The 22,994-nt window shown below is 69.1% G+C and carries 20 protein-coding genes and 1 pseudogene; 6 read left to right on the top strand and 15 right to left on the bottom strand.

Features of this window, described 5'->3' with window-relative positions:
- The first annotated feature begins 55 nt into the window (after positions 1–55).
- Positions 56–1,087 carry an LLM class flavin-dependent oxidoreductase gene (locus AWB92_RS14820; protein ID WP_085186593.1) on the top strand — a complete coding sequence of 344 codons (1,032 nt, stop codon included), beginning with the start codon at positions 56–58 and terminating at the stop codon, positions 1,085–1,087.
- Here AWB92_RS14820 and AWB92_RS14815 read toward each other — a convergent pair.
- The 3 genes from AWB92_RS14815 to AWB92_RS14805 form a co-directional block, all read right to left on the bottom strand.
- On the bottom strand, positions 1,084–4,980 hold the full coding sequence (locus tag AWB92_RS14815) for a bifunctional diguanylate cyclase/phosphodiesterase (protein ID WP_241523458.1): 3,897 nt from the start codon (positions 4,978–4,980) through the stop codon (positions 1,084–1,086). The genes AWB92_RS14820 and AWB92_RS14815 overlap by 4 nt on opposite strands.
- Before the next feature lie 135 nt (positions 4,981–5,115).
- Positions 5,116–5,565 (bottom strand): nitroreductase family deazaflavin-dependent oxidoreductase, encoded by a 450-nt coding sequence (locus tag AWB92_RS14810; protein WP_085186589.1) that lies wholly within the window; start codon positions 5,563–5,565, stop codon positions 5,116–5,118.
- Positions 5,566–5,569: 4 nt separating this feature from the next.
- Positions 5,570–6,004: an HIT family protein gene (locus AWB92_RS14805; protein WP_085186587.1), complete on the bottom strand. Its 435-nt coding sequence runs from the start codon at positions 6,002–6,004 to the stop codon at positions 5,570–5,572.
- A gap of 37 nt (positions 6,005–6,041) precedes the next feature.
- Between AWB92_RS14805 and AWB92_RS14800 the strand changes: the two genes are divergently transcribed.
- The 3 genes from AWB92_RS14800 to AWB92_RS14790 all read left to right on the top strand — a co-directional run bounded on the left by AWB92_RS14800 (position 6,042) and on the right by AWB92_RS14790 (position 9,431).
- Complete coding sequence (locus tag AWB92_RS14800) at positions 6,042–7,433, top strand: amidase (protein WP_142282099.1); 1,392 nt, start codon at positions 6,042–6,044, stop codon at positions 7,431–7,433.
- A gap of 10 nt (positions 7,434–7,443) precedes the next feature.
- Positions 7,444–8,571, top strand: a complete 1,128-nt coding sequence (locus AWB92_RS14795) for an adenylate/guanylate cyclase domain-containing protein (RefSeq protein WP_085186583.1) — start codon at positions 7,444–7,446, stop codon at positions 8,569–8,571.
- A gap of 275 nt (positions 8,572–8,846) precedes the next feature.
- A complete protein-coding gene (locus tag AWB92_RS14790) occupies positions 8,847–9,431 on the top strand; it encodes a hypothetical protein (RefSeq protein WP_068109228.1) in 585 nt (194 codons plus the stop codon).
- Positions 9,432–9,448: 17 nt separating this feature from the next.
- Here AWB92_RS14790 and AWB92_RS14785 read toward each other — a convergent pair whose 3' ends face one another.
- From AWB92_RS14785 to AWB92_RS14740, 10 genes are all read right to left on the bottom strand, one after another.
- Positions 9,449–11,335: a serine/threonine-protein kinase PknH/PknJ gene (locus AWB92_RS14785; protein ID WP_085186582.1), complete on the bottom strand. Its 1,887-nt coding sequence runs from the start codon at positions 11,333–11,335 to the stop codon at positions 9,449–9,451.
- 88 nt (positions 11,336–11,423) lie between these two features.
- On the bottom strand, positions 11,424–12,065 hold the full coding sequence (locus AWB92_RS14780; protein WP_085186580.1) for a class I SAM-dependent methyltransferase: 642 nt from the start codon (positions 12,063–12,065) through the stop codon (positions 11,424–11,426).
- Positions 12,065–13,789, bottom strand: coding sequence for a serine/threonine-protein kinase (locus AWB92_RS14775; protein WP_085186621.1), 1,725 nt, complete (start codon positions 13,787–13,789; stop codon positions 12,065–12,067). The genes AWB92_RS14780 and AWB92_RS14775 overlap by 1 nt, the downstream gene beginning before the upstream one ends.
- 87 nt (positions 13,790–13,876) lie before the next feature.
- The gene (locus AWB92_RS14770; protein WP_085186578.1) at positions 13,877–14,578 is read right to left on the bottom strand and encodes a C39 family peptidase; all 702 of its coding nucleotides are present in this window, start codon (positions 14,576–14,578) and stop codon (positions 13,877–13,879) included.
- Positions 14,579–14,753: 175 nt separating this feature from the next.
- Positions 14,754–15,122 carry a DUF732 domain-containing protein gene (locus AWB92_RS14765; RefSeq protein ID WP_085186576.1) on the bottom strand — a complete coding sequence of 123 codons (369 nt, stop codon included), beginning with the start codon at positions 15,120–15,122 and terminating at the stop codon, positions 14,754–14,756.
- A gap of 93 nt (positions 15,123–15,215) precedes the next feature.
- Positions 15,216–16,349 carry a BTAD domain-containing putative transcriptional regulator gene (locus AWB92_RS14760; protein WP_085186574.1) on the bottom strand — a complete coding sequence of 378 codons (1,134 nt, stop codon included), beginning with the start codon at positions 16,347–16,349 and terminating at the stop codon, positions 15,216–15,218.
- Positions 16,350–16,436: 87 nt separating this feature from the next.
- Complete coding sequence (locus tag AWB92_RS14755; protein WP_085186572.1) at positions 16,437–17,123, bottom strand: hypothetical protein; 687 nt, start codon at positions 17,121–17,123, stop codon at positions 16,437–16,439.
- 23 nt (positions 17,124–17,146) lie between these two features.
- Positions 17,147–17,470 (bottom strand): DUF732 domain-containing protein, encoded by a 324-nt coding sequence (locus AWB92_RS14750; protein WP_085186570.1) that lies wholly within the window; start codon positions 17,468–17,470, stop codon positions 17,147–17,149.
- A gap of 50 nt (positions 17,471–17,520) precedes the next feature.
- Positions 17,521–19,398 carry an ABC transporter ATP-binding protein gene (locus tag AWB92_RS14745; RefSeq protein ID WP_085186568.1) on the bottom strand — a complete coding sequence of 626 codons (1,878 nt, stop codon included), beginning with the start codon at positions 19,396–19,398 and terminating at the stop codon, positions 17,521–17,523.
- Positions 19,395–21,149, bottom strand: a complete 1,755-nt coding sequence (locus AWB92_RS14740) for an ABC transporter ATP-binding protein (protein ID WP_085186566.1) — start codon at positions 21,147–21,149, stop codon at positions 19,395–19,397. Before AWB92_RS14740 ends, AWB92_RS14745 begins: the two co-directional genes overlap by 4 nt.
- Before the next feature lie 140 nt (positions 21,150–21,289).
- On the opposite strand from AWB92_RS14740, the gene AWB92_RS14735 reads away from it, so the two are divergent.
- Complete coding sequence (locus AWB92_RS14735) at positions 21,290–21,826, top strand: DUF3558 domain-containing protein (RefSeq protein WP_173817424.1); 537 nt, start codon at positions 21,290–21,292, stop codon at positions 21,824–21,826.
- Entirely contained in the window at positions 21,823–22,368 is a 546-nt protein-coding gene (locus AWB92_RS14730; protein WP_085186564.1) for a DUF3558 domain-containing protein, read from the top strand. The genes AWB92_RS14735 and AWB92_RS14730 overlap by 4 nt, the downstream gene beginning before the upstream one ends.
- On the opposite strand, the gene AWB92_RS14725 is transcribed toward AWB92_RS14730, so the two are convergent.
- Positions 22,365–22,868, bottom strand: coding sequence for a histidine phosphatase family protein (locus tag AWB92_RS14725; RefSeq protein ID WP_085186562.1), 504 nt, complete (start codon positions 22,866–22,868; stop codon positions 22,365–22,367). The genes AWB92_RS14730 and AWB92_RS14725 overlap by 4 nt on opposite strands.
- A 9-nt stretch (positions 22,869–22,877) precedes the next feature.
- Positions 22,878–22,994 (bottom strand): annotated as a pseudogene (locus AWB92_RS30555) (hypothetical protein); the annotation flags it as partial.

Below are 22,994 nucleotides of genomic sequence, written 5' to 3'. Positions count from 1 at the left end.
TGAGTGCACCCGCAAGCGCGGGAACGTTCGCAGGCAAAACGGCGTTGACGCCATCGTGCGACTTTCCGTCCTTGACCTCGTCCCGGTCCGCAGCGACCAGACGACCGGCGACGCGCTCGCGGCCACCGTGCAGCTGGCGCAGGCCGCCGACCGGCTGGGCTTCACCCGCTACTGGGTCGCCGAACACCACAACATGCCGTCCGTGGGCGCCACCAGCCCGCCGGTCCTGATCGCCTACCTGGCCGCCCAGACCACGCAGGTCCGCCTCGGCTCGGGCGGCGTGATGCTGCCCAACCACGCGCCGCTGGCGGTCGCCGAGCAGTTCGCGCTGCTGGAAGCCGCCGCGCCGGGCCGCATCGACCTGGGCATCGGGCGCGCGCCTGGCTCCGACCCGGTGACGTCGTACGCGCTGCGCGGCAGCCGCGGCGACGAGGACATCGAGCGCTTCCCCGACTACCTCGACGACGTGGCCGCGCTGATGAGCGCGCGCGGCGTGGTGGTGCCGCTGCGCTCGGGGGACTATCGGCTGAAGGCCACCCCGGCGGCCGCGAGCGAACCGCGGCTGTGGCTGCTGGGCTCGTCGATGTACTCGGCGCACCTGGCCGCGGCCAAAGGGCTGCCGTACGTGTTCGCGCATCACTTCTCGGGCCAGGGCACCGAGGAGGCGCTCGAGGTGTACCGCTCTCGATTCAAGCCGAGCGCGCTGACGCCCGAGCCGGTGACGTTCTTGACGGTCAACGCCACGGTGGCCGAAACCCGCGACGAGGCAACGGCTTTGATGCTGCCCAACCTGCAGATGATGGCGCGCCTGCGCACAGGCCAACCGCTCGGGCCGGTGCCACTGGTCGAGGAGGCCGAAGTCGCCCAGCTCGGCCCGGAACAGCAGCGCATCGTGGAGAGCGGGCTCATGCGGGCCGTCGTCGGCACGCCGGAGGAGGCGGCCGGGCAGGTGCGCGCTCTGGCCGAACGGTTCGACGTCGACGAGGTGATGGTCCACCCCGTGGCGTCGGCCCACCTGGGTACTGATCCCGCGACGGCGCCGGCTCGGGTCGCGACGCTGGAGCTGCTGGCCAAGGAGCTGTTCTAGTCGGTCACGCCCGCCTGCGACGTGGTACTGGGAGCGTGCTCGGCGATCCAGTCGCGCAGGTCGTTCGCCGGCAACGGCGGGCTGTGCACGAAGCCCTGGGTGATGGTGCAGCCGTATCGCCGCACCGCGCGCAGGGTGAGCTCGTCTTCGACGCCCTCGGCCACCAGGTCGGCGCCCAGGCTGCGGGCCAGGGCCACCGTCGACCGCACGATCGCGACCGATCGCGGGTCCTGGGCCAGTCGCGCCACGAAGATCCGGTCGAGTTTCAGCTCGTCGACCGAGACGTCCTGCAGCCGCGCCAGCGACGACCACCCCGTGCCGTAGTCGTCGAGCGAAATCCGCACGCCGAGGCGCTGCAGCGCGGCGACGGTGTTGCGTGAGCGTGCCGAGTCCACCAGCGCGCTCTCGGTGATCTCGACGATGAGGGCGTCGGGGGGCAGTGCGTGCGTGTGCAGCAGTCGCTCGACCGTGCTCACCAGGTCCAGGTCGAGCAGGTTGGTGGTGGACAGGTTCACCGCGACGGTCAGCGGCATGCCCTGGTCGCGCCACGACCGGACCTGCTCCAGCGCGATGTCGATGGCGCGGTTGGCCACCTGACGCATCAGGCCGCCGCGTTCGGCGGCGTTCAGGAATTCGTCCGGGAGCAGCAACCCGCGGCTGGGATGCCGCCACCGCAGCAGCGCCTCGACGCTGTGAACACTGCCGTCGCTCGCGTTGATCTTCGGCTGGTAGTGCACCGTCAGCTGGTCGTCGTCCAACAGCGCGACGCGCAGTTCCTCGACGAGGTTGGGGTCGTTGTCGCGGTACATCTCGTATGCCGAGTCATAGACCGCGATCCTGCTGACGGCCGATTTCGCGTGCGGGATCGCGATTTCCGCGCGGCTGAGCAGCTCCTGCGGATGATCGCAGTGGTCGGGGCAGAGCGCGATGGCGATGCGGGCATCGACCTGCACGGTGATCGGGTCGAGCGCGAACGGTTCGCTCAGTACCTCGAGCAACCGGCCCGCCTGGGCGCGCGCGGCGATGAGGTCGGACCCCTCGCCGAGCAGGAGCGCGAACTCGTCCTCGCCCACCCGCGCCAGCAGGTCTTCGCGACGCACGCACCGCGCGAGCCGGTGCGCAACGTCGCGCAACAGCTCATCGCCGAAATGCTGGCCGACGGAGTCGCTGATCTCGTCGAACTCGTACAGGTGCAACAGCAACAAGGCCCTCCGCGACGGCGTCCCGGGCGCCGACAGCGGTCCGACCGGCGCCGAGTCGGGCAGCCCGGTCAGCGCGGTCGCCAGCGACCGCCGATTGGGCAGGCCGGTCAGTTCGTCGGTCATCGCCTGCTTGTGGTTTTCGGCCAGCATGCTGACGTCGCGGAAGGTCGCCGACAGCCGCGCTGCGACCGCGACCAGGCTCAACGCGGCGAGAGTCGTTGCCAGCCTTGAGTTGTGACTCACGACGACGCCGAGCGCCACCAGGGTGCACGCTAGTGGCACCGCGTAGGAACCGAGCCCGCGTCGCGGTGCGGGCGGCGTCGACGACCACGGCGCCCAGCTGGCGATGGCCACCAGTAGCGACGCCGCGGGCCAGAGGGCGTCCAGCGTGGTGCCGACCCGGTAACTGCCCTCGGCTGTCTCGAAGAGGTACGCCGTGTCAGCGACGGCAAAGGCGATGAATCCGACGACGAGCAGGGCCCAGCGGAATCCCTTGCGCCAGCCGAGGATTGGCAACATGCCGGCGGTCAGGGCCAACAGGACCAAGTCGCCCCACGGGTAGACCAGGCCCACCAGCACGGTCGCCGGCGCCCGGACCGCGGCCGCGTGCATCGGCCCCGCCCGGAGCGCCACGCCCACCGCGGCCGCGGCGAGCGCGCACACCAGGGCATCGAGCCGGATCGGAAGCGGCACCACCTTCAGCCGCGATCGCATCAGCAACAGCAGCCCGGCGTAGAGGAGCGGGTAGAACGCCAGGTACTCCGGATCGGCGGCCGACGGCGACTGGCCGTTGGGAACCCATGCGGCGTAGACGATGTCACCCACGGCAGACACGGCCATGCCGGTCGCGATCAAGGCCCAGGCGAGGCGATCGGCCGTAACGCGGTGGGCGCGAACGGCGATCAGCGCCGCGGCCGCCAGGTTCAGGGTGGGGTACAGGCATTTGGCGAAGAACGCGTTGCGTGCGACATCGGGAGCCACCACGCTCGTCACGGCGAAGGTGGCCACACCAATCCCCAACGCCGCCAAGGCGATCCGGATCGACGCGGGAGGCCACCGCACACCGTCGGGCACATCGTGCGGTCGGCCCCGCGGTGCCGTCGCGGCCTCGGCGATCGGCGCCAGCGACCGTGCCAGCCTCGTCTCCCTACCGAATGCGCCGGTGGTTACCCGGTCCACGCTCGCCGGCGTGGGCTCCGCCGACTCGGCCAACTGGGGGAACGCATAGGGGAACGGCAGGTTCGGCACGAATCCCCGAATGCATTGTCCGCCTTCGCGTTTGGCGGCATACATGGCGAGGTCGGCGTGCTGGAGGAGCTGATCCACGGTGCAATTCGACGCGGCCGTGGCGACCGTGTAGCCGATACTGGGCCTGACGTCGATGGGAACGCCGTCGATCACGATGGGCGTCCCGAACGCGTCGAGCACCCGATCCGCGGCCGTCTGCGATTCGTCGAGCGATGCCTCGAGGAGGACGGCGAACTCGTCGCCGCCGAGGCGCGCCACCACGGTGGCGGTGTCCTCCAGCGCGGCGGTGAGCCGGCCGGCCACCCGGACGAGGAGTTCGTCGCCGGCCGGATGCCCCAGCGCGTCGTTGACCGACTTGAAGTTGTCGAGGTCGAGGCACAGCACCGCGATCGGTCCACCCTCGAGGCGTTGCCGCGTGACGGCCTGTTCCAGGCGATGCAGGAAGTGCGCGCGGTTGGCGAGCCCGGTCAGGCTGTCGCGGAACGCTTCCCGCGCGACTTCGGACAGCAGGCCCTGGTTTTCCATCAGCACGATGAACTGCCGGGCGAGCACGGCGGCGACCAGGATCGCCAGCGCGGCGAGCATCGGTCCATGCGCCATCAGGTTCACCGCCTGGCCCAGGCCGACGGCGGCGGCCAGCATGAGCGGCAGGTAGGGCAGCCAGAGCAAGGCAGGGGACATGATCTCGGTCCGTACCGGGTCCGTGGCGGTCTCGTGCACGCTGGCCAGGCCCGCCAGCGAGAGCAGTGCGAATCCGGCGACCCGCCCCAGATCGGTCAGGTCGCCCAGGTGATAGCTGCCCACTCCGGTTTGGAAAACCATCGCGATGTCTGCAGTGGTGATGGTCGCGATTCCGGCCGCCAGCAAACCCCGGCTCGGCAGGTCGTTGGACCGGATCCGGGACAGCATCAGGATTGCCGTCGTCAGCAGAACGACGTCGGCGAAGACCTCGATGAGCGTCGCAAGCCGCGAGCCGCTGTTCTCGCGTAGCTGCTTGTCGAGGACGAACACCCACGAGATGACGAACAGCGAAGTCGCCACGATGAGGCCGTCCAGCACCAACCGCCGAGGGCTGTGGCGGGACAAATGCGACAGCAGCGCTAACGAGACCATCGCGCCGATCGGGTACAAAGTGAACACCGCCTCCGCCGCGGCGGGGTGGGTGGCGTGCTCGATATCCGGACGCACCTCGTACACCGACCACAGGACCTCACCCGCGGCCCAGCCCAGCAGGCCGATCACCAGCGCCAGCCATCCGAATCTGCGGCGCCCGGTCGAGAAGCGGGCCGCGTAGCCGGCAGTTGCGGCCGTCACCAGCAGGCACAGCGCGAACACAATTTCGTCCACTGGCCGCGTTCCGTACGCGCCGCGCCATCTGTTCACCGACGAGGCGACAACCAGCACCGCCGCCGTGCCGTAAACAGCGACGAGGAGCCAGCCCATGCGCGCGGACAGCCCGAACCGCCGCCACGGATTTCCCGTCCAGCGTGTCATAGCCGCCCCAGCCGATCCCGCGCTTCGTCGCGCGCTACAGGAGAATAAACCGCCGCAGGGCAATGCGGGCGGACGCCGCAATATTCACCGCGGAGTCAATAAAAAGACGGGGATGGGCCGCGACGTCCGGGTCTGATAGCTGCTGTAGCGGTTGCCATTGTTCCGGTTAACCAGCTCCCACAGCCGCGCGTAGTCGGGGTCGTCGGGGCCGACTTTCCGTGCGGTCACGCCGATGCGCTTGGCGCCGACGTTGATCTCGCAGTCGGGACGCTTCTGCAGGTTGTGGTACCACCCGGGGTTGTGGTCGTCGCCTCCCTTGGACGCGACGATCACGTACGAGTCGCCGTCCTTGGCGTAGGTCAGCGTGGTGGTGCGCTGCTGGCCGGTCTTCGCGCCGACGGTGTGGAGCAGCAGGCTGGGCGGCATCCCCGGTATCTGGTGGCCGATCCTGCCGTCGGTCTTGCGGTAAATCGTGTCGTGCAGGCGCAGGAACGGGATAAGCACGAATTGTTCTAGCGGGGTCAGATTGCTCATGAGCTCAGTCTGTCTGACTCGCGTCGATCCGGGCCATCGCCTCCCGCAAGATCCGTGCGGTGGCCTCCCGGTCCGGGTCGCGGCGCAAGAGCATCCCCTTGGCGAACGACAGCTTGTCACCGTTGCGCCGCGGCAGCACGTGCAGGTGGATGTGCATCACCGTCTGGAAGGCGGGGCGGCCGTCGTTGATCGCGATGTTCGTCGCGTCGGCCAACTCCGTTGTCCGCGCGGCACGCGCGACCCGCTGGCCGATGGTCGCCATGTCGGCGAGCGTCTGCGGCGGGGTGTCGGTCAGGTCGACGGTGTGCCGTTTGGGGATCACCAGCGTGTGGCCGCGAGTGAACGGTCGGATGTCGAGGATCGCCAGGTATCCGTCGTCTTCGTAGATCCGGTGGGCCGGGGCGTCGCCGGCGACGATCGCACAGAACACGCAGGACATGTCGCCCACGGTACTGATCGCCGGATACGCTGCGGCGGTGGACGCTCGCGAAGTGGCCTTTGCCGGCGCGGCCGAACAGGCCCGGATGCTGGCCGACGGCGAACTGACCGCGCCGGAGTTGCTCGAAATCTATCTGGACCGGATCGCGCGGCTGGACAGCGAGTTGCGCTGCTACCGCGTAGTGCTGGCCGACACCGCGCGGTACGAGGCGGCGGTGGCGCAGGAGCGCCTCGACGCGGGGGAGCGGCTGCCGCTGCTCGGGGTGCCGATCGCGATCAAGGACGACGTCGACGTCGCGGGCGAGGTGACGGCGTGCGGCAGCGGCGGGCACCGCCCCGCGGTGACGTCCGACGCGGAGGCGGTGCGGCGGCTGCGCGCCGCGGGGGCGGTCGTCATCGGCAAGACCAATGTGCCCGAGCTGATGATCTTTCCGTTCACCGAGTCACTGACCTTCGGAGCAACGCGCAACCCGTGGGACCTCAGGCGCACCCCGGGTGGCAGCAGCGGCGGCAGCGCGGCCGCGGTGGCCGCCGGGCTGGCGCCGCTGGCGCTGGGATCCGACGGCGGCGGGTCGATTCGCATCCCGTCGTCGTGGTGCGGGGTGTTCGGCGTGAAGCCGCAACGCGACCGGGTGTCGCTGGAGCCGCACGACAACGCGTGGCACGGGCTGAGCGTCAACGGCCCGATCGCCCGGTCGGTGCGCGACGCCGCGACGTTCCTGGACGCGACCTCAACCGTGCCGGGTCCGGAGGGCGAGTTCGTCGCCGCAGCCGGCCGCCAGCCGGGCCGGCTGCGAATTGCGTTGAGCACCAAGGGCCCAATGCCGGTCGCCGTCCGCGTCGGCAAGGCGCAGCTGGCCGCGGTGCACGAGGCGGGCGCGCTGTTGCGCGACCTGGGGCACGACGTCATCATCCGCGACCCCGAGTACCCGCCGGCCGCGGTGCTGACCAATTACCTGCCCCGCTTCCTGCGCGGCATCAGCGACGACGCGGACGCCCAGGCGCACCCCGAACGCCTCGAGGCCCGCACCCGCAGCCTGGCGCGCGCCGGCGCGCTCTTCTCGGACCGCAGGATGGACGCGATCCGCGCCGCGGAGCCCGCGGTGGCCGGCCGGATCCAGGCGATCTTCGACGACGTCGACGTCGTCGTCACGCCGGGCAACGCGACGGGGCCCCCGCGCGTCGGCGCCTACCGGCGCCGCGGCGGCGTCGCGACGCTGCTGCTGGTGGCGCAGCAGGTTCCCTATTTCCCTATCTGGAACCTGACCGGTCAGCCCGCCGCGGCCGTGCCGTGGGACCTCGACGGCCACGGGTTGCCGATCGCCGTGCAGCTGGTCGGCCGGCCGTACGACGAGGCAACGCTGCTGTCGCTGTCGGCGCAGATCGAGGCCGCCAGGCCATGGGCCCACCGGCGCCCGCCGGTGTCATAGGGGAAACCGAATGCCCGACGCCGCCGAGGAAAACATCGACGATCTGCTGGAGGGGCTCGAGGGCGCCGCGCGCGCCGAGCGGGCGGAACTCGTGCGGTGGCTGCTCGAGCAGGGGATCACGCGCGAGGAGATCCGGAGCACCAACCCGCCCCTGCTGCTGGCCACCCGCCACCTGATCGGCGACGACGGGACCTACGTCTCCACCCGTGAGATCAGCGAGACCTACGGCGTCGACCTGGCGCTGCTTCAGCAGGTGCAGCGCGCCATCGGGCTGGTGCGGGTCGACGACCCCGACGCGGCCGTGCACATGCGCGCCGACGGCGAGGCCGCCGCCTTCACCCAGCGCTTCGTCGAGCTGGGCCTGGATCCCGAGCAACTGGTCCTCGTGGTCCGGGTGCTCGCCGAGGGCCTGTCCCGCGCCGCCGAGGTGATGCGGTACGCCGCCCTTTCGACGATCATGCGACCGGGCGCCACCGAGCTGGAAATCGCCCAGGCGTCAAAGGCTTTGGTCAGCGAGATCGAGCCGATGCTCGGCCCGATGATCCAGCACATGCTGTTCATGCAGCTGCGGCACATGATGGAGACCGAGGCCGTCAACGCCGCCGAACGGGCCGCGGGCAAGCCGCTTCCCGGCGCGCGCCAGATCACCGTCGCCTTCGCCGACCTTGTCGGCTTCACCCGGATAGGGGAGGTGGTGTCGGCCGAGGAGCTGGGGCAGCTGGCCAACCGGCTGGCCCACCTTGCCCGGGACGTGACCGTCCCGCCGGTGCGGTTCGTCAAGACGATCGGCGACGCGGCCATGTTCGTCTGCCCCGAGCCGCTGCCCATCCTGGACGCCGTGCTCAAGCTCGTCGAGGCCGTCGACACCGACAACGACTTCCCCCGGCTGCGGGCGGGGGTGGCCTCCGGCATGGCGGTCAGCCGGGCCGGCGACTGGTTCGGCAGCCCGGTCAACGTGGCAAGCCGGGTCGCCGCCGTGGCGCGACCGGGCACCGTGCTGGTCGCCGATTCGGTCTGGGAGGCCCTCAACGCGACGGGTCACGCCGGGAACCTGCAGGGTTCGTTCGCCGGTGCGCGCCGCCTCAAGGGCATCAAGAACGAGGTGAAACTTTTCCGGGTCCGCCGCGGCGACGCATAGGCAGGCCCGGGCGACTCTAGGGGGCGTTTGACGCTTAGGTCGTACGCGGCTGGTTTCCTACCCCGTTTCCCAGCGCTTCGAATCGGTCGCTTCCGGGCCTGCTTCGCTACCAAAAATACAACTCCGAACAGCCCCGGACAAGGGCGCCGAAGGTGGGTCCTAGGTACGGTTGCGGCCCCGAATTCGTCCCTAGCCCCCACCCTCGACGGGCCTGCCAGAATTCGCCCCCGGTGAACGCCATTCCATTACACGTGTAACGGTGTAATTATGTAATCATGAAGACACACCACACCCACGGGCGGCGCTACGGCCGGCCCGGCGGCTGGCAGCAGGCCCAGCAGCCCGACGCGAGCGGCGCGGCGGAATGGTTCGCCGGACGCCTACCGGAAGCCTGGTTCGACGGCGACCCCACCGTCATCGTCGACCGCGAGGAGATCACCGTCATCGGCAAGCTGCCCGAGCCCGCGGGCTCCGGCGAGGAAGAGAGCGAGGCCCGCGCGGAAGGGCGCGTGTCACGGTTCCGCGAAGAGACCCGTTCGGAGCGCATGCGCATCGCCGACGAGGCGCAGGATCGTTACGGGCGCAAGGTTTCCTGGGGCGTCGAAGTCGGTACCAAAACCGGCACCGAGCGAATCCTGTTCACCCACATCGCCGTACCGGTGATGACGCGCCTGAAGCAACCCGAGCGTCAGGTGCTCGACACGCTGGTCGACGCCGGCGTCGCGCGGTCGCGCGCGGACGCGCTCGCGTGGACGGTCAAGCTGGTCGGCGAGCACACCGAGGAGTGGCTGGCCAAGCTGCGCGACGCCATGTCGGCGGTCGACGACCTGCGCGCCGAGGGCCCCGACCTCCAGTCGTAAGCCGAACTGGCCCTTGGTTATTCGTTGCCGACCTTGGCGAGGATCTTGTCGGTGATCTGCCCGCCCTGATCGGTGATGTGGTAACCGCAGGCGTTGACGTCGACGACGACGTTGTTGGCCACACCCATCGCGCGCTGGCACTCCCAGCCGTCGGCGCCCTCCTGGGTGTCCATGATGGTGATTTTCGGCGGGCTGCCGTTGAGTTGGGCGAACGTCCACCGGTACTGCTTGCTCTTGTTCGTCACCGTCACCGTCTTGCCGGCGCAGCCCTTCCACTTGTCGGACGACGCCTGCACGAACGCCTTCGCCTTGTCGGCGGACGGGAATGCGACGGCGGCCTGGTTGACCCAGTGGTCGTAGTTGTCGCCGGATTCCGAGGACACCAGCCCGCTCACGCCCGTGTAGCCGGTCCCCGCGTACACCGGGTCCTGGCTGGTGTAGAGCGCCCCCAGGCAGTTCGGCAGCGACAGCGTCACCGTTGAGGTGTCCATCGACGTGATGGGCTTGCCGGGCGTCATCTCGGAGGAGCCCATGATGCTGTTGATCCCCGACGGATCCAGCAGCAGGGCGCTGAGCCGGTCGGGCGCTACCGGTTCCGGCGGCGGCGGCGCCGGCTTGGGCTTCAGGATCAGCCACGCCCCGACCCCACCGACGGCCAGGACGATCACGACCGCGACGGCGGCGACGATCGGCCACGGGTTGCGTTTAGGCTTGGCGGGCGGCTGATTCCACGACGAGGACGCCGGCCCGGTGAACTGCGGCGGCGGGCCGCCCCAGCTGCCGCTGCCGCCCTGGTAGTACGGCGGGGTGGCTTGGTTCGCCCCGGGAATGGGCCCGCTTTCGGGGGCCCACGGCGGTGGCGTTTGGGCGGCCTGCGGAATGGGACCGGACGCGGGGTAGCCCTGGGCGGGCGCCGGCGGCGGGGTGGTGACCTGTTGTGGTTGGGGCGGGGTCACGGGCGGGGCCGCCACCGTGGGGTCGAGGACGTCCGCGGTGCTGGCCTCGGCGGTGGCGGGCAGCGTGGCTTCCTGGCTGCGACGCACGATGTTGTTGGCGTGGTCTTGGTCGGGGTCGCTGAGGGCTTCGTGCGCGGCCAGGGCCAGGTCGCCCGCGCTGGCGTAGCGGTCTTCGGGCTTCTTGGCCATGCCGCGCGCGATCACCGCGTCGAACGCCTTGGGGATGCCCGAGCGGACGTCGCTCGGCTTCGGGATGGGGTCCAACAGGTGGGCGTGGACCAGGGTGCCGGCGCTGTCGGCGCGGTAGGGCGGCGATCCGGTCAACGCCTCGTGCAGCACACAGGCCAGCGCGTAGATGTCCGCGCGGTAGGTGACCTCATCGTTCGAAAACCGTTCCGGCGCCATGTATTTCCAGGTGCCCACCGCGGTGCCGAGCTGGGTCAGCTTTTCGTCGGTGGTCGCACTGGCGATGCCGAAGTCGACGAGGTAGGCGAAGTCGTCGCGGGTGACCAGGATGTTGGGCGGCTTGACGTCGCGGTGCATCACCCCGGCCGCGTGGGCGGCGTCCAGGGCGGAGGCGATCTGGGTGATGATGGCCACCGCGCGCGGCGGGGTCAGCGGGCCGAACCGCTTGAGCAGGGTGTCCAGGTCGACACCCTCGATCAGCCGCATCTCCATGTACATCTGGCCGTCGATCTCGCCGTAGTCGTGGATGGGCACCACATGCGGTTCCTGCAAACGGCCGGCGATGCGGGCTTCGCGCTTCATCCGCTCGCGAAACACCGGGTCCTTGCTGAAGGTGTCGGACATCAGCTTGACGGCGACCGTCCACTCTTTGACGGTGTGCTCGGCCTCGTAGACCTCGCCCATCCCACCGCGGCCCAGCAGCCGTTTCAGGTGATAGGGCCCGAACATCGAGCCCACCCGTGAGGCCTGCGCGTCGCTCATCCCTGACCCTCCAAACCAACCCCGGACCCGCCGACCATATCAACACCCGCCGACCCGAGCGGCCAACCGCGAGACCCCGGCTCAGCAATCAAGACGGTAGTCGCCGACAGTCCCACCGCAGGAGGTAACGCCAAAACAGCAGCCGGCGCACGCGCGCGCCCGGCAGGGTGGCGGCCGCGACCGCGCGGGCCTCGCGGGTGGTCAGCGGCGCATCGAGGACCTTCGGCATCGCCTCGTTGACCGGGTCCAACCGGTACCGGCCGCCGAAGCCGGTCGCCCGCAGCCCGGCGAAGAGCGCGCCCAGCGCCCGATCGGCCACCGCCGCAACGACTTCGGTGGGCACCTCGCGGGGCAGGTCGGTTCGCGGCAGTACCACCGCGACCAACACGCCGCCCGGGCGCAGTGCCGGCGCCAGGTGCCGAAGCGCCTCGTCGAGGGGCAGGTGGTGCAACGCGGTGATCGACACGATCGCGTCGTAATGATCCGCCGGCAAGGGCATTTCCAGTACGTCGGCGAGGATGGGTGTGACGTTGGCCGTGGCGCGGCGCCGCGTCGCCTCGATCATCGCCGCCGACTTGTCGACCGCGTCGACGTGTTCGGCCCGCTCGGCCAGTCGCGTCGCGAATGCTCCCGCGCCACAACCGACCTCGAGCACCCGCCCGCATCGCGGGGGCAGCTGGTTCAGCAGCACCCGCTGGTAATACGCGTTGTGGTCCCAGTCAAGCGCCACTACGAGTGCGCGGCCCACCACTTGTACAGCTGATCGAGGTTCGGCCCGTTGGTATCTCCGCCGACGACCGCGAATACCAGGGTCTGCTGGTTAGTCCACATCACCTTCGGCTGATCGCCCTTGTAGTGGCCGCAGGCGATCTGCCCGAGGATGGTGTTCGGGTCTTTGTTATGCCACCAGGTGCCGGGCGAGGCCTTGTCGCCCGGGCACTTGACGATCGTGTCGGTTCCGGTGAATTCGGTGAACGCGCCCTGCACCGTTTGCAGGTCTCCGAACAGCGCGTAGGACGAGATCGTGGGGCCGTTGGGGTCGGTATTCGGCCCGCACGAGACGGACACGATCGCACCCGCCATCGGTTGGGGGTCCGGCGTGCACGTGCCGGGTGGGTAGCCGGCGGGCAGCAGGCCCAGCAGCTTGCTCGCGGCGACGGACGGCGCGGTGGACGTCGGCGCCGGGGTGGTGCGGGTGGTCGTCCTCTTGGTCGTCGTGGTTGCGGTCGTGGTGGTGGCCGCGTCGGGGGTCTCGTTGTCGTCGTGCCCGACGGCCATCGAGATGCCGATCACCGCGGCCACCAGGACGACGACGGCGGCGGCCGCGGCGGCGACGATGGGCCACGGGTTGCGTTTGCGCGACGGCGCCGGCGGATGCCCATAGCCGAAGGGGGGCGGGCCGGTGAACTGCGGCGGCGGACCGGCCCACTGGGGTTGGTGCGCGGCACGATTGGGCGCCGGCGGGGCCGCGCGGGGGATGGGTCCGCTGTTGGGGGCTGGGTTCCGGCCCTGTAGTGGCTGCGGGGCCCCGGGCCGAACGGCCCCTTGGGCTGCATTCAGTCCCGGCAGCGTGGACTCCTCGCCGTGGCGCAGGATGTTGACCGCCTGGGTCTGGTCGGGGTTGGTGAGCGCGTCGTGGGCGGCGCGGGCCAGGTCGCCGGCGCTGGCGTAGCGGTCTTCGGGCTTCTTGGCCATGCCGCGCGCGATCACCCCGTCGAAGGCCCGGGGGATGCCCGACCGCTTGGCGCTGGGCTGGGGGATGGGCTCCAGCATGTGGGCGCTGACCAAGACCCCGGCGCTGTCGGAGTGGTAGGGCGGCGACCCGGTCAGGCATTCGAACAACACACACGCCAACGAGTAGATGTCGGCGCGGTAGGTGACCTCGTCGTTCGAAAACCGTTCCGGCGCCATGTATTTCCACGTGCCGACGGCGGTGCCGAGCTGGGTCAGCTTCTCGTCGGTCTTCGCGCTGGCGATGCCGAAGTCGACGAGGTAGGCGAAGTCGTCGCGGGTGACCAGGATGTTGGGCGGTTTGACGTCGCGGTGCGTCACCTCGGCGGCGTGCGCCGCGTCCAGCGCGGAGGCGATCTGGGTGATGATGGCCACCGCGCGCGGCGGCGACAGCGACCCGAACTGCTTGAGCAAAGTCCCGAGATCGGTGCCCTCGATGAGGCGCATCTCCAAAAACATTTGCCCATCGATCTCGCCGTAGTCGTGGATGGGCACCACGTGGGGTTCCTGCAAACGGCCGGTGATGCGGGCCTCGCGCCGCATCCGCTCGCGGAACACGGGGTCGCTGCTGACAGATTCCGACATCAGCTTGAGCGCGACGGTCCACCCCTTGACGGTGTGTTCGGCCTCGTAGACCTCGCCCATTCCGCCGTGGCCGAGGGCCCGCTTGAGTTCGTAGGGTCCGAACATCGTCCCTACCCGCGAGCCCGGCGCCCCGCTCATCGATCCTCCCAACAACCGCGACCCGCCGACCATATCAACACGTTCCGATCTGGCCGGCCGGTCGCAGCCCGTCACCGCTAGCCCGCGCTAGTGGCCGATCGGGCTGGTGACGATCATCATTTCGTCGGTGGCGTCCCACGCCTTCAGGAAGACCTTCGCCGGGATCTGGGAGTCGCGTCCGGCGCGGATGCCGCTGTCGTTCAGGTGGACCATGTTGGTGGCGGTGTCGACGCCGGTCACCACCACCGCGTGGTCACCGCGCGGGTTCCCGAGCTCGTCCTTCTTTTCGATCGGCTCTTGCCAGATGACTTCGGCGTTGACCCCGACGATGATCTTGTTTCCCGCGGCGAGTTCCTTCTTGAGGCCCTCGATGCCCGGGAGGAAGCCGTCGGCCGGAGCGTGCTTCTTGTCGGTGAGCACCGACCCGATCTGGTATTGGGCGAGCAGCGTCGGGATGTCCAGAGGGCTGGTGCCCATGCCCGAGTTGGGGTTCCTGGTGTCGGCGGGTTTGGCGTAGATGGAGCCGGGATGGTCGGTGCTCGGCGTCGCTTGGGCCATCTTGATGATGGCCTCCTCGGAGGGCTCTTTGCCGGTGACCTGACCGATCACGTCGGCGCTCGCCATCAGCACGCAGTCGTCGTATTTCTGGTAGCGCCACCACTTGGCGGCGGCGGCGGGGTCGCCGTACATGGTGCCCGCGACGGCGCCCGACGGTGCGGCCACTCCCAACGCGACGGCTCCGGCCACCACGGCGAGCGTGGCGGTCTTGGCGATGTTGATGATGTTCACTGCTTGTCCTTTCCTCGTTCCGCTTGATTGCGGTTTGGTTGAGAAAAGGTTCCGATATCCGCCTTGTCGTAATCTCAACGAATTCTTGAAAAGATCGGTGCGGCAGCGCTTTTGGGATCAAACGAAGAATGGGGGACCCCGTGATCGGGATCCCCCATTCGGGTGGGCGGGTTGGTCAGGTCAGTTGGGTGGAGAGCTGCGGGCAGTAGGCCTGCGCCGCGTCGACGACGAAGTAGGCGGCTTGCTTGGTGGTGAGGTTCGTCTGGCTCAGCACCTCGGTGGCGACGTCCGTCCCGGTCTTGCCGGCGGCCAGCTCCTTGCACACCTGGTGGCCTTCCTTGATGGCCTCCTGCGGCGAGGTGAAGGTGACGCCGAGGCCCCTCATCTCGGTGATGAAGGTGTCGTCGGCGGTGCTGGCCCCGGCGGCGCCGGCGGTGGCGATGGCCAGCCCGGCGGCGGCGGCGCCGATGGCCGTGGTGACGACTGCGGTGATGCGGGGAGAGAACCGGGGAGAGAACCGGGGAGAGAACCGGGGAGAGAACATTGTCGAGATCCTTTGCTGTGGGTTTGGCCCGTTGGTGTGCTCAGCTTCGGGCCCCACCCTTGGAGGATTCTCAACGAAATCTTGATGCCCGCGTTATCCCTGGCTGACCTCGAAGGTGAACTCGTGCTCGCCGATGCGGATGCGGTCGCCGTCCTGCAGCGGGGTCGCTGAGCGGATGCGCTCGCCCTGCACCTGCACGCCGTTCGAGGAGCGCAGGTCGTTGATCACCCAGCTGGTGCCGGTGTCGACGATGACGGCGTGGTGGCGGCTGACCTTGGGGGTGTCCAGCACGATGTCGTTGGCGCTGAGGCGCCCGATGCGGGTCGCGGCCTCCTGCACCGGATAGCTTTTCCCCGACGCTTCGCGCAGATGCGCGACGGCGTTGCGCTCGGAAACCCTGGTGTGCTGATCCATGACCGTCTGCGTGACCGCGGCGGTGGTCACGGCGATCTTCTTGACGTCCAACGGCTCCTGGCGCAGGATCCGCTCGTTGAGAGCGCGCAGGTTGGGGGCCGGGTCGATCCCGAGCTCGTCGGCGAGCGTCTCCTTCACGCGGCGGTAGGCCGCCAACGCGTCGGATTGGCGCTCGGTGAGGTAGTACGCCGTGATCAACTGGGCCCACAGCGGCTCGCGGTAGGGGTGCTCCACGGTCAGCGCCTCGAGCTCGGTGATCACGGCAAAGGCACGCCCGCAAGCGATTTCGGCCTCCGCCTTGGCCGTGTGCACCAGAATCTTCTCCTCGACCAGGGAGGTGGCATAGGTGTCGACGAACTGGAAGTCGCGCAGGTCCTCGAGCACCGGCCCGCGCCACTCCGCCAGCGCCGCCGACAGATGCTTGCTCGCCTGTTCGAACCGGGACGCGGCGGCCGCATGCACGCCCGCGGTCTTCTCGGCGATGAATCGCCCGATGTCGCAAGCGTTGTCGCGGATGCTGAGGCGGTAGCCCGGGGGCGCCGCGGCCAGCACCACCCGGGGGTCAATTCCGGCGCCGCTGAGCAGCTTGCGCAGGTTGGAGACGTAGGAGTGGATGCTGGCCCGCGCCCCCGACGGCGGCGACTCCTCCCACAGAGCCGTGATCAGCCTGTCAACGCCGACCGGGCTGTTGCGGTTCATCAGCAACATGGCCCCCACGGCCCGCTGCTTGGGGGTGCCGAGGGGAACCAGGTTCCCGTCAACGCTCATTTCCAGCGGCCCGAGCAGACCGAACTCGAGGCGTTTCTCGACCATCGCGCGTCACACCCTCCCGTCTTCCGCGGCGTTGCGTTCATTGATTGTGATACGAACTTCGCGAATTCGGTAACACCCCAACGCGATCTACAGCGTGACCACCATCAACTCGTCGCTCGTGTCCCAAGCTTTGACGAAAAGCTCGATGGGAACCTGCTCGTCACGGCCCTCGGCGATGCCGCTGTCGTTGAGGTGGACGATGCCGTGGGCGACGTCGACACCGGTCACCACCACCGCGTGGTCGGACACCGGGTTGCCGCTCTTGTCCCTCGCGTCGACGGGCTCGTGCCAGATGATTTCGCCGTTGACGCTGGCGATCACCTTGTGGCCGCCGCCGAGCGCCTGCTTGAGCCCCGCGATGCCCGAGCGGATTCCGCTCACCGCGCGGTCGTCCCTGTCGATGACCACCGCGGCCACCCGATAATGCGCGAGCAACGCGGGAATGTCCGCCATGCTGGCGCCGTCCCCCGAATTCGGGTCGTCCGGGTTGGCCGGCTTGGTGTAGATCGGGCCGCCGTGAACCACGCTCGCAGTCGAGTGGGCCTTCTCGATGATGGCGGCCTCTGACGGCGACTCGCCGGTGATCTGACCGATGACGTCGGCGCTGGACATCAGGACGCAGTCGTCGTACTGCTGCTGGTGCCAGAACTTGCCGGCGGCGACGGGGTCGCCGTACACGGCCTCGGAGGCCGCATTGGCCGGGGCGGCCACACCGAACGCAATCGCGAGAACCGCGAATGTGACTGTGGCCGTGGCGATCCGGTTCGGCTTCATGGCCAGTCCTTTGCTTCTCGGCGTCACTTGGCGAATTGCGGACAGTAGGCCTTGGCGGCGACGACGACGAAGTAGTCCGCCTGCTTGGTGGTCAAATTGGTCTCGCTCAGCACCTGACGGGCGATCTCCGGCCCGCTGCTGCCGGCGTTGAGCTCCACGCACACCAGGTAGCCGTCCATGATCGCGGCCTGCGGCGAGTCGATTCCGATGCCGGCGCCCCTGATATCCGTGATGAAGGCGTCGTCGACGGTGCCGGCCGATGCGACGCCCGCGGTGGCCACCGCGAGCCCGACGGCGGCGCCGACGAGAGCGGTTGCGACGGCTGCGGCGATGCGAAATGCGAACATGCGCCAAGGTTGCAGCCGGACCCTTGACGGATCCTCAACGATTTCTTTGATTAAGCCCGAGTCATCGCGTAGTAGGCGCCGCGCCGCGCCAGCAGTTGGGCGTGGCTGCCCTGTTCGACGATGCGGCCGGCCTCGACGACGACGATGCGGTCGGCGTCGCGGATGGTCGAAAGGCGGTGCGCGATAATGAAACTCGTGCGGCCGCGACGTAGCTCGCGCATGGCGTGCTGGACCAGGACCTCGGTGTGGGTGTCCACCGAGCTGGTCGCCTCGTCCAGGATCAGCAGCTGCGGCCGGGCGAGGAACGCGCGGGCGATGGTGATGAGTTGGCGCTCACCGGCGCTGATGTTCGCGCCGTCGCCGCTGACCCGGGTCTGGTAGCCGGACGGCAGGGTGCGCACGAACCGGTCCACGTACGCCGCCTTGGCGGCCTCGATCACCTCGTCTTCGGTGGCTTCCGGGCGGCCGTAGGCGATGTTCTCCGCGATCGTCCCGTCGAACAGCCAGGTGTCCTGCAGCACCATGCCGATTCCCGATCGCAGCGACTGCCTGCTCACGGCGGTGATGTCGACCCCGTCGATCAGTATTCGGCCCGAGTCGACGTCATAGAACCGCATCAGCAGGTTCACCATCGTGGTCTTGCCCGCCCCGGTCGGGCCCACGATCGCCACCGTGCTGCCCGGCTCGGCCACCAGCGACAGGTCGTGGATCACCGGCGTGCCCGGCCGGTACGCGAAGTTCACGTGCTCGAACTCGACCCGGCCGCCGTTGGACCGCGGCAATGCCCGCTCCAGGTCCGGCGGCTCCTCGGGCTCGTCGAGCAGCTGGAACACCCGCTCGGCGCTAGCCACGCCGGATTGCAGGGTGTTGTACATCCCGGCCACCTGGCTCACCGGCGCGTTGAACTGCCGCAGGTATTGGATGAAGGCCTGGATGCTGCCCAGCGTGATCTGCCCGGTGGCCACCTGCAGGCCGCCGACGACGGCGACCGCGGCGTAGCCGATGTTGCCGATGAACCCCGTCGCCGGCGCCACCAGGCCGGAGAAGAACTGGGCGCCGAAGCTGGCCCGGTAGACCTCGTCGTTGAGGCGGCGGAACTGCTCGCGCGCCGCGGCCTGATGGCCGAACGTCCGGACCACCGTGAATCCGCTGTAGGTCTCCTCGATGTGGGCGTTCAGGCGCCCGGTGCTTCGCCACTGGGCGACGAACAGGCGCTGCGAACGCCGCGCGATCGCCCGCGTCGCCAGCAGCGAGATCGGCACGGCCAGCAGCGTGATGCCGGCCAGCAGCGGGGAGATGGACACCATCATCGCCAGCACAGCCACCACCGTCAGGGCCGCCGTCAAAAGCTGGCTGATCGTCATCGACAGCGACGACTGCACGTTGTCGATGTCGTTGGTGACCCGGCTCAGCACCTCGCCGCGTTGGCGCCCGTCGAAGTAGGCCAGCGGCAGCCGGTGGATCTTGTCCTCGACGTCCGAGCGCAGCGCGACCATGGTGCGCTGCACCGTGACGTTGAGCAGCCGGACCTGCGCCCAAATCAGCAGCGCGGAAACAACATACAGCGCCAGCGCCAGCGCCAGCGTTCGGGCCACCGCCCCGAAGTCCACACCCCGCCCCGGCACCACGTTCATCCCGGACAGCAGGTCGGCGAACGCGTTCTGGCCCCGGGCGCGGGCGGCGGCGACGGCCTGCGCCTTGCTGACCCCGGCCGGCAACTGCCGCCCGATGACGCCGTCGAACAGCAGGTCGGTGGCGTGGCCCAGGATTCGCGGCACGACCACCCCGATCGCCGTGCCGGTGACGCCCAGCGCGATCACCGCGACACTCAGGCGCCGTTGCGGCGCAAGCCGTTTCACCAGCCGGGTCGCCGATGCCCAGAAGTCGCGGGAGCGTCCCGCCGCCGGTGCCACGGGCGCCACGGTCATTGCTCACCCCCCACCCCGGCCCCCACCGACTGCGAGTCGGCGAATTCCGCATAGGTGGGACATTCCGCGAGCAGCGATTCGTGCGTGCCCGCGCCCACCAGTTTCCCGCCGTCGACGACGATCACCTGGTCGGCCTGGGCCGCGGTGGAAACACGTTGGGTGACAACGATTATCGTGGCGTCACCGCGCGCCCGCGCCAGCGACGCGCGCACCCGGGCGTCGGTGTGCACGTCGAGCGCGGCGAAGGAGTCGTCGAACAGGTAGATCGCGGGGCGGCGGATGACGGCCCGCGCGATCGCCAGCCGCTGCCGCTGGCCACCGGAGAAGTTGATGCCGCCCTGGGCGACGCGCATGTGCAGCCCGTCATCGTGGGCGCGCACGAACCCGTCGGCGTCGGCTATCCGCAACGCCTCCCACATTTCGTCGTCCGTCACCACCTGGCCGGGAGCCGCGCCGTAGCTTAGGTTCTCGGCCACGGTGCCGGAGAACAGGTAGCCGCGCTGGGGCACCAGCCCGATCGCCGACCAGAGCCGCTCGGTGTGGTAGTCGCGGACGTCGACGTCGTCGATCAGCACGGCGCCCGAGGTGACGTCGTAGAGCCGGCAGATCAGGGAGATCAGCGTCGACTTGCCCGAACCGGTGCTCCCGACGATCGCGGTCGTCGTCCCGGGCGTCGCAGCGAACGAAATGTCTTGCAGCACCGGGCGATCGGCGCCCGGATAGGTGAAGGCGGCGCCGTCCAACCGCACGACGCCCGCGATCCCGCCGCGCGGGAACCTCGGGTTCGGTGGGTCCTGCACGGCGGCGCGGGTGTCGAGCACCTCGGTGATCCGTTCGGCGCACACCGCCGCGCGCGGCAGCACCACCAGCGTCATCGTGGCCATCAGGACCGCCATCAGGATCTGGGTGAAGTACACCAGGAAGGCGGTCAGCGAACCGACCTGCATCTGGCCCCGGTCGATGCGCAGGCCGCCGAACCAGATCAGCGCGACGCTGGACACGTTGATGGTCAGCGTGGTCAGCGGGAGCATCAGCGCCTGTAAATTGCCGGCGGCCAGCGCGGTGTTCGACAGCGCGGTGTTGGCGCGGGCGAACCGGTCGCGCTCGTAGCCCTCGCGGGCGAACGCACGGACCACCCGGACGCCGGACAGTTGGTCGCGCACCACGCGGTTGATGCCATCAATCAGGCCTTGCAGCCGGCGCAGCAGCGGCAGCATGCGCGACATGACGAAGTAGTTGGTCACCGCCATCACCGGGACGCTGACCAGCAGCAGCCAGGCCAGCGCCGCCTCCTGGTGCAGGGCCATGACGATGCCGCCCACGCACATGATCGGAGCGGTGATCAGCACGGTGCCGCCGATCTGGACAAGGTACTGGATCTGCCGGACGTCGTTGGTGCTGCGTGTCAGCAGGGTTGGCGCGCCGAATCGGTCGGTCTCGTGCTCGGAGAAGGTGGTGACGTGTTCGAAGATCGCCTGGCGCAGGTCGCGGCCGAAGCCCATGCCCGCCCGCGAGCCGACGTAGACGGCGCCGACCGCGCACAGCACCTGCAACCCGGTGACCGAAAGCATCACCATGCCGAGCCGGACGATGGTGGCGGTGTCGCCCTTGGCGACGCCCTCATCGATGATCGAGGCGTTGACCGTGGGCAGGTACAGCGACGCCAGGGTGCTGGTCAGCTGGAGCACCAGCAGCACCGCAACCAGCCGCCGGTACGGCCGGATGTACTGGCGCAGCAGTGCCAGGAGCATCTGGTAACTGTCGCATACGGCGCGCCCCGCGCTCGTCAACACGGGGCCGAAATGCCTGCTCAGGCGCGGCGTCAGCGGTTGGCCGCCGCGATCCCGCTACAGTGCATCGTGTGACGAGCAGAAGGCGAGGCGCGAGGGCGCTGGCTCTCGTGGCGTCGGCCTTAGCGATTCTGATCCCGACGATTGCGGGATGCTCGGGTTCCGGCGACAACAAACCGGGAGCGACGGCATCGTCGACGCCGGGCAACGGCGAGGGCCACCACGGGCCGATGTTCCCGCAATGCGGCGGCATCAACGATCAGACCGTGTCGGAGCTGACGAAGGTGACCGGGCTGGTGAACACCGCCCGGAACTCGGTCGGGTGCCAGTGGCTGGCGGGCGGCGGGATCCTCGGCCCGCACTTCTCCTTTTCCTGGTATCGCGGCAGCCCGATCGGACGTGAACGCAAGACCGAGGAGCTGTCGCGCGCCAGCGTCGATGACATCAACATCAACGGCCACGGCGGCTTCATCGCCGTCGGCAACGAGCCCAACCTGGGCGACTCGCTCTGCGAGGTGGGCATCCAATTTCAGGACGACTTCATCGAATGGTCGGTCAGCTTCAGCCAGAAGCCGTTCCCGCCGCCCTGCGACATAGCCAAGGAACTGGCCCGTCAGTCGATTGCGAACTCCAAATGAGCCGACGAGCCGCGCGAGCCGCCGTTGCCGTGGTGTTTGCCGCGCTGTTGGTGTTGACCGGATGTTCGAGGTCCATCGGGGGTAACGCCATCAAGGCGGGCGGCAACCCCCCGCGCAACAACACCTCTCAGCAGCAGTACCCGAACCTGCTCAAGGAGTGCGAGGTGTTGACCAGCGATATCCTGGCCAAGACCGTCGGCGCCGATCCGCTGGACATCCAGAGCACGTTCGTCGGGGCCATCTGCCGGTGGCAGGCGGCGAACCCGGCCGGGCTGATCGATATCTCCCGGTTCTGGTTCGAGCAGGGCAGCCTAGGCGAAGAGCGCAAGGTGGCCGACTTCCTCAAGTACAAGGTCGAGAACCGCTCGATCGCGGGTATCGAGTCGATCGTGATGCGCCCGGACGACCCGAACGGCGCGTGCGGCGTGGCGAGCAACGCGGCCGGGGTGGTCGGGTGGTGGGTCAACCCCCAGGTGCCCGGGATTGATGCCTGTGGGCAGGCGCTCAAGCTGATGGAGCTGACGCTGTCCACCAACAGCTAGCGCGGGACCTCGAAGCCGGTCAGCGCGGCCCCGCCCGGTTCGAGTCCCTTCCACGCGCCCGGCACCGCCAGCACGGCGATGGCCGACGTCGGGAATTTCGTCGAGATGCGTTCCAGCACAGCGACGTCCGTGCCGTCATCGGCGGCCAGGATTATCGCGAGCCCGGACATCGTGGGCTCGTGACCGACGACCAGCAGAGTGCCGACATCGTCGCCCGTCTCGTTGATCTCCGCGATCATCGTCCCCGGGGTGGCGCCGTAGAGCCGCTCGCTGTAGCGCACCGGGGCGTCGATGCCCGTCCTGTCCAACGTCTGCCGCGCCCGCGTCGCGGTGGAGCACAGCACGGCGTCGATCGCGTGAACATTGGCGCGCAACCAGTCCCCGGCAAGCCCGGCCTCCCGGATGCCGCGCGGCGCCAACGGCCGATCATGATCCGGGACGCCCTCCGGGTAATCGGATTTCGCGTGCCGCATCAATAGCAGCGTGCGCCGTTCAGTCACGCGCTCACGCTACGCCGCGTCGTCATCGTCGTCGTCGTCTTCCGCGTCGGTGTGGAGGAGTTTTTCGGGGTGCCAGTAGGTGTTGGTGCGGGGTTGGCCGTGGTCGAGGTGGGGTGGGGGGATCCA

This window comes from Mycobacterium sp. IEC1808 (assembly GCF_002101935.1).
In the GTDB taxonomy this organism is placed as follows: Bacteria; Actinomycetota; Actinomycetes; order Mycobacteriales; family Mycobacteriaceae; genus Mycobacterium.
The sequence above is the reverse complement of the archived record's forward strand: the minus strand, read 5'-3'. Positions and strand labels throughout refer to the sequence as shown.

What these genes read in the sequence shown, in the direction of transcription:
- AWB92_RS14815 (WP_241523458.1), bottom strand. Translation starts at nt 4,980, where the DNA reads ATGGGCTGGCTCCTCGTCGCTGTTTACGGCACGGCGGCGGTGCTGGTT.
- AWB92_RS14810 (WP_085186589.1), bottom strand. Translation starts at nt 5,565, where the DNA reads ATGAGCAATCTGACCCCGCTAGAACAATTCGTGCTTATCCCGTTCCTG.
- AWB92_RS14805 (WP_085186587.1), bottom strand. Translation starts at nt 6,004, where the DNA reads ATGTCCTGCGTGTTCTGTGCGATCGTCGCCGGCGACGCCCCGGCCCAC.
- AWB92_RS14795 (WP_085186583.1), top strand. Translation starts at nt 7,444, where the DNA reads ATGCCCGACGCCGCCGAGGAAAACATCGACGATCTGCTGGAGGGGCTC.
- AWB92_RS14790 (WP_068109228.1), top strand. Translation starts at nt 8,847, where the DNA reads ATGAAGACACACCACACCCACGGGCGGCGCTACGGCCGGCCCGGCGGC.
- AWB92_RS14785 (WP_085186582.1), bottom strand. Translation starts at nt 11,335, where the DNA reads ATGAGCGACGCGCAGGCCTCACGGGTGGGCTCGATGTTCGGGCCCTAT.
- AWB92_RS14775 (WP_085186621.1), bottom strand. Translation starts at nt 13,789, where the DNA reads ATGAGCGGGGCGCCGGGCTCGCGGGTAGGGACGATGTTCGGACCCTAC.
- AWB92_RS14765 (WP_085186576.1), bottom strand. Translation starts at nt 15,122, where the DNA reads ATGTTCTCTCCCCGGTTCTCTCCCCGGTTCTCTCCCCGGTTCTCTCCC.
- AWB92_RS14760 (WP_085186574.1), bottom strand. Translation starts at nt 16,349, where the DNA reads ATGGTCGAGAAACGCCTCGAGTTCGGTCTGCTCGGGCCGCTGGAAATG.
- AWB92_RS14755 (WP_085186572.1), bottom strand. Translation starts at nt 17,123, where the DNA reads ATGAAGCCGAACCGGATCGCCACGGCCACAGTCACATTCGCGGTTCTC.
- AWB92_RS14750 (WP_085186570.1), bottom strand. Translation starts at nt 17,470, where the DNA reads ATGTTCGCATTTCGCATCGCCGCAGCCGTCGCAACCGCTCTCGTCGGC.
- AWB92_RS14745 (WP_085186568.1), bottom strand. Translation starts at nt 19,398, where the DNA reads ATGACCGTGGCGCCCGTGGCACCGGCGGCGGGACGCTCCCGCGACTTC.
- AWB92_RS14740 (WP_085186566.1), bottom strand. Translation starts at nt 21,149, where the DNA reads ATGCTCCTGGCACTGCTGCGCCAGTACATCCGGCCGTACCGGCGGCTG.
- AWB92_RS14730 (WP_085186564.1), top strand. Translation starts at nt 21,823, where the DNA reads ATGAGCCGACGAGCCGCGCGAGCCGCCGTTGCCGTGGTGTTTGCCGCG.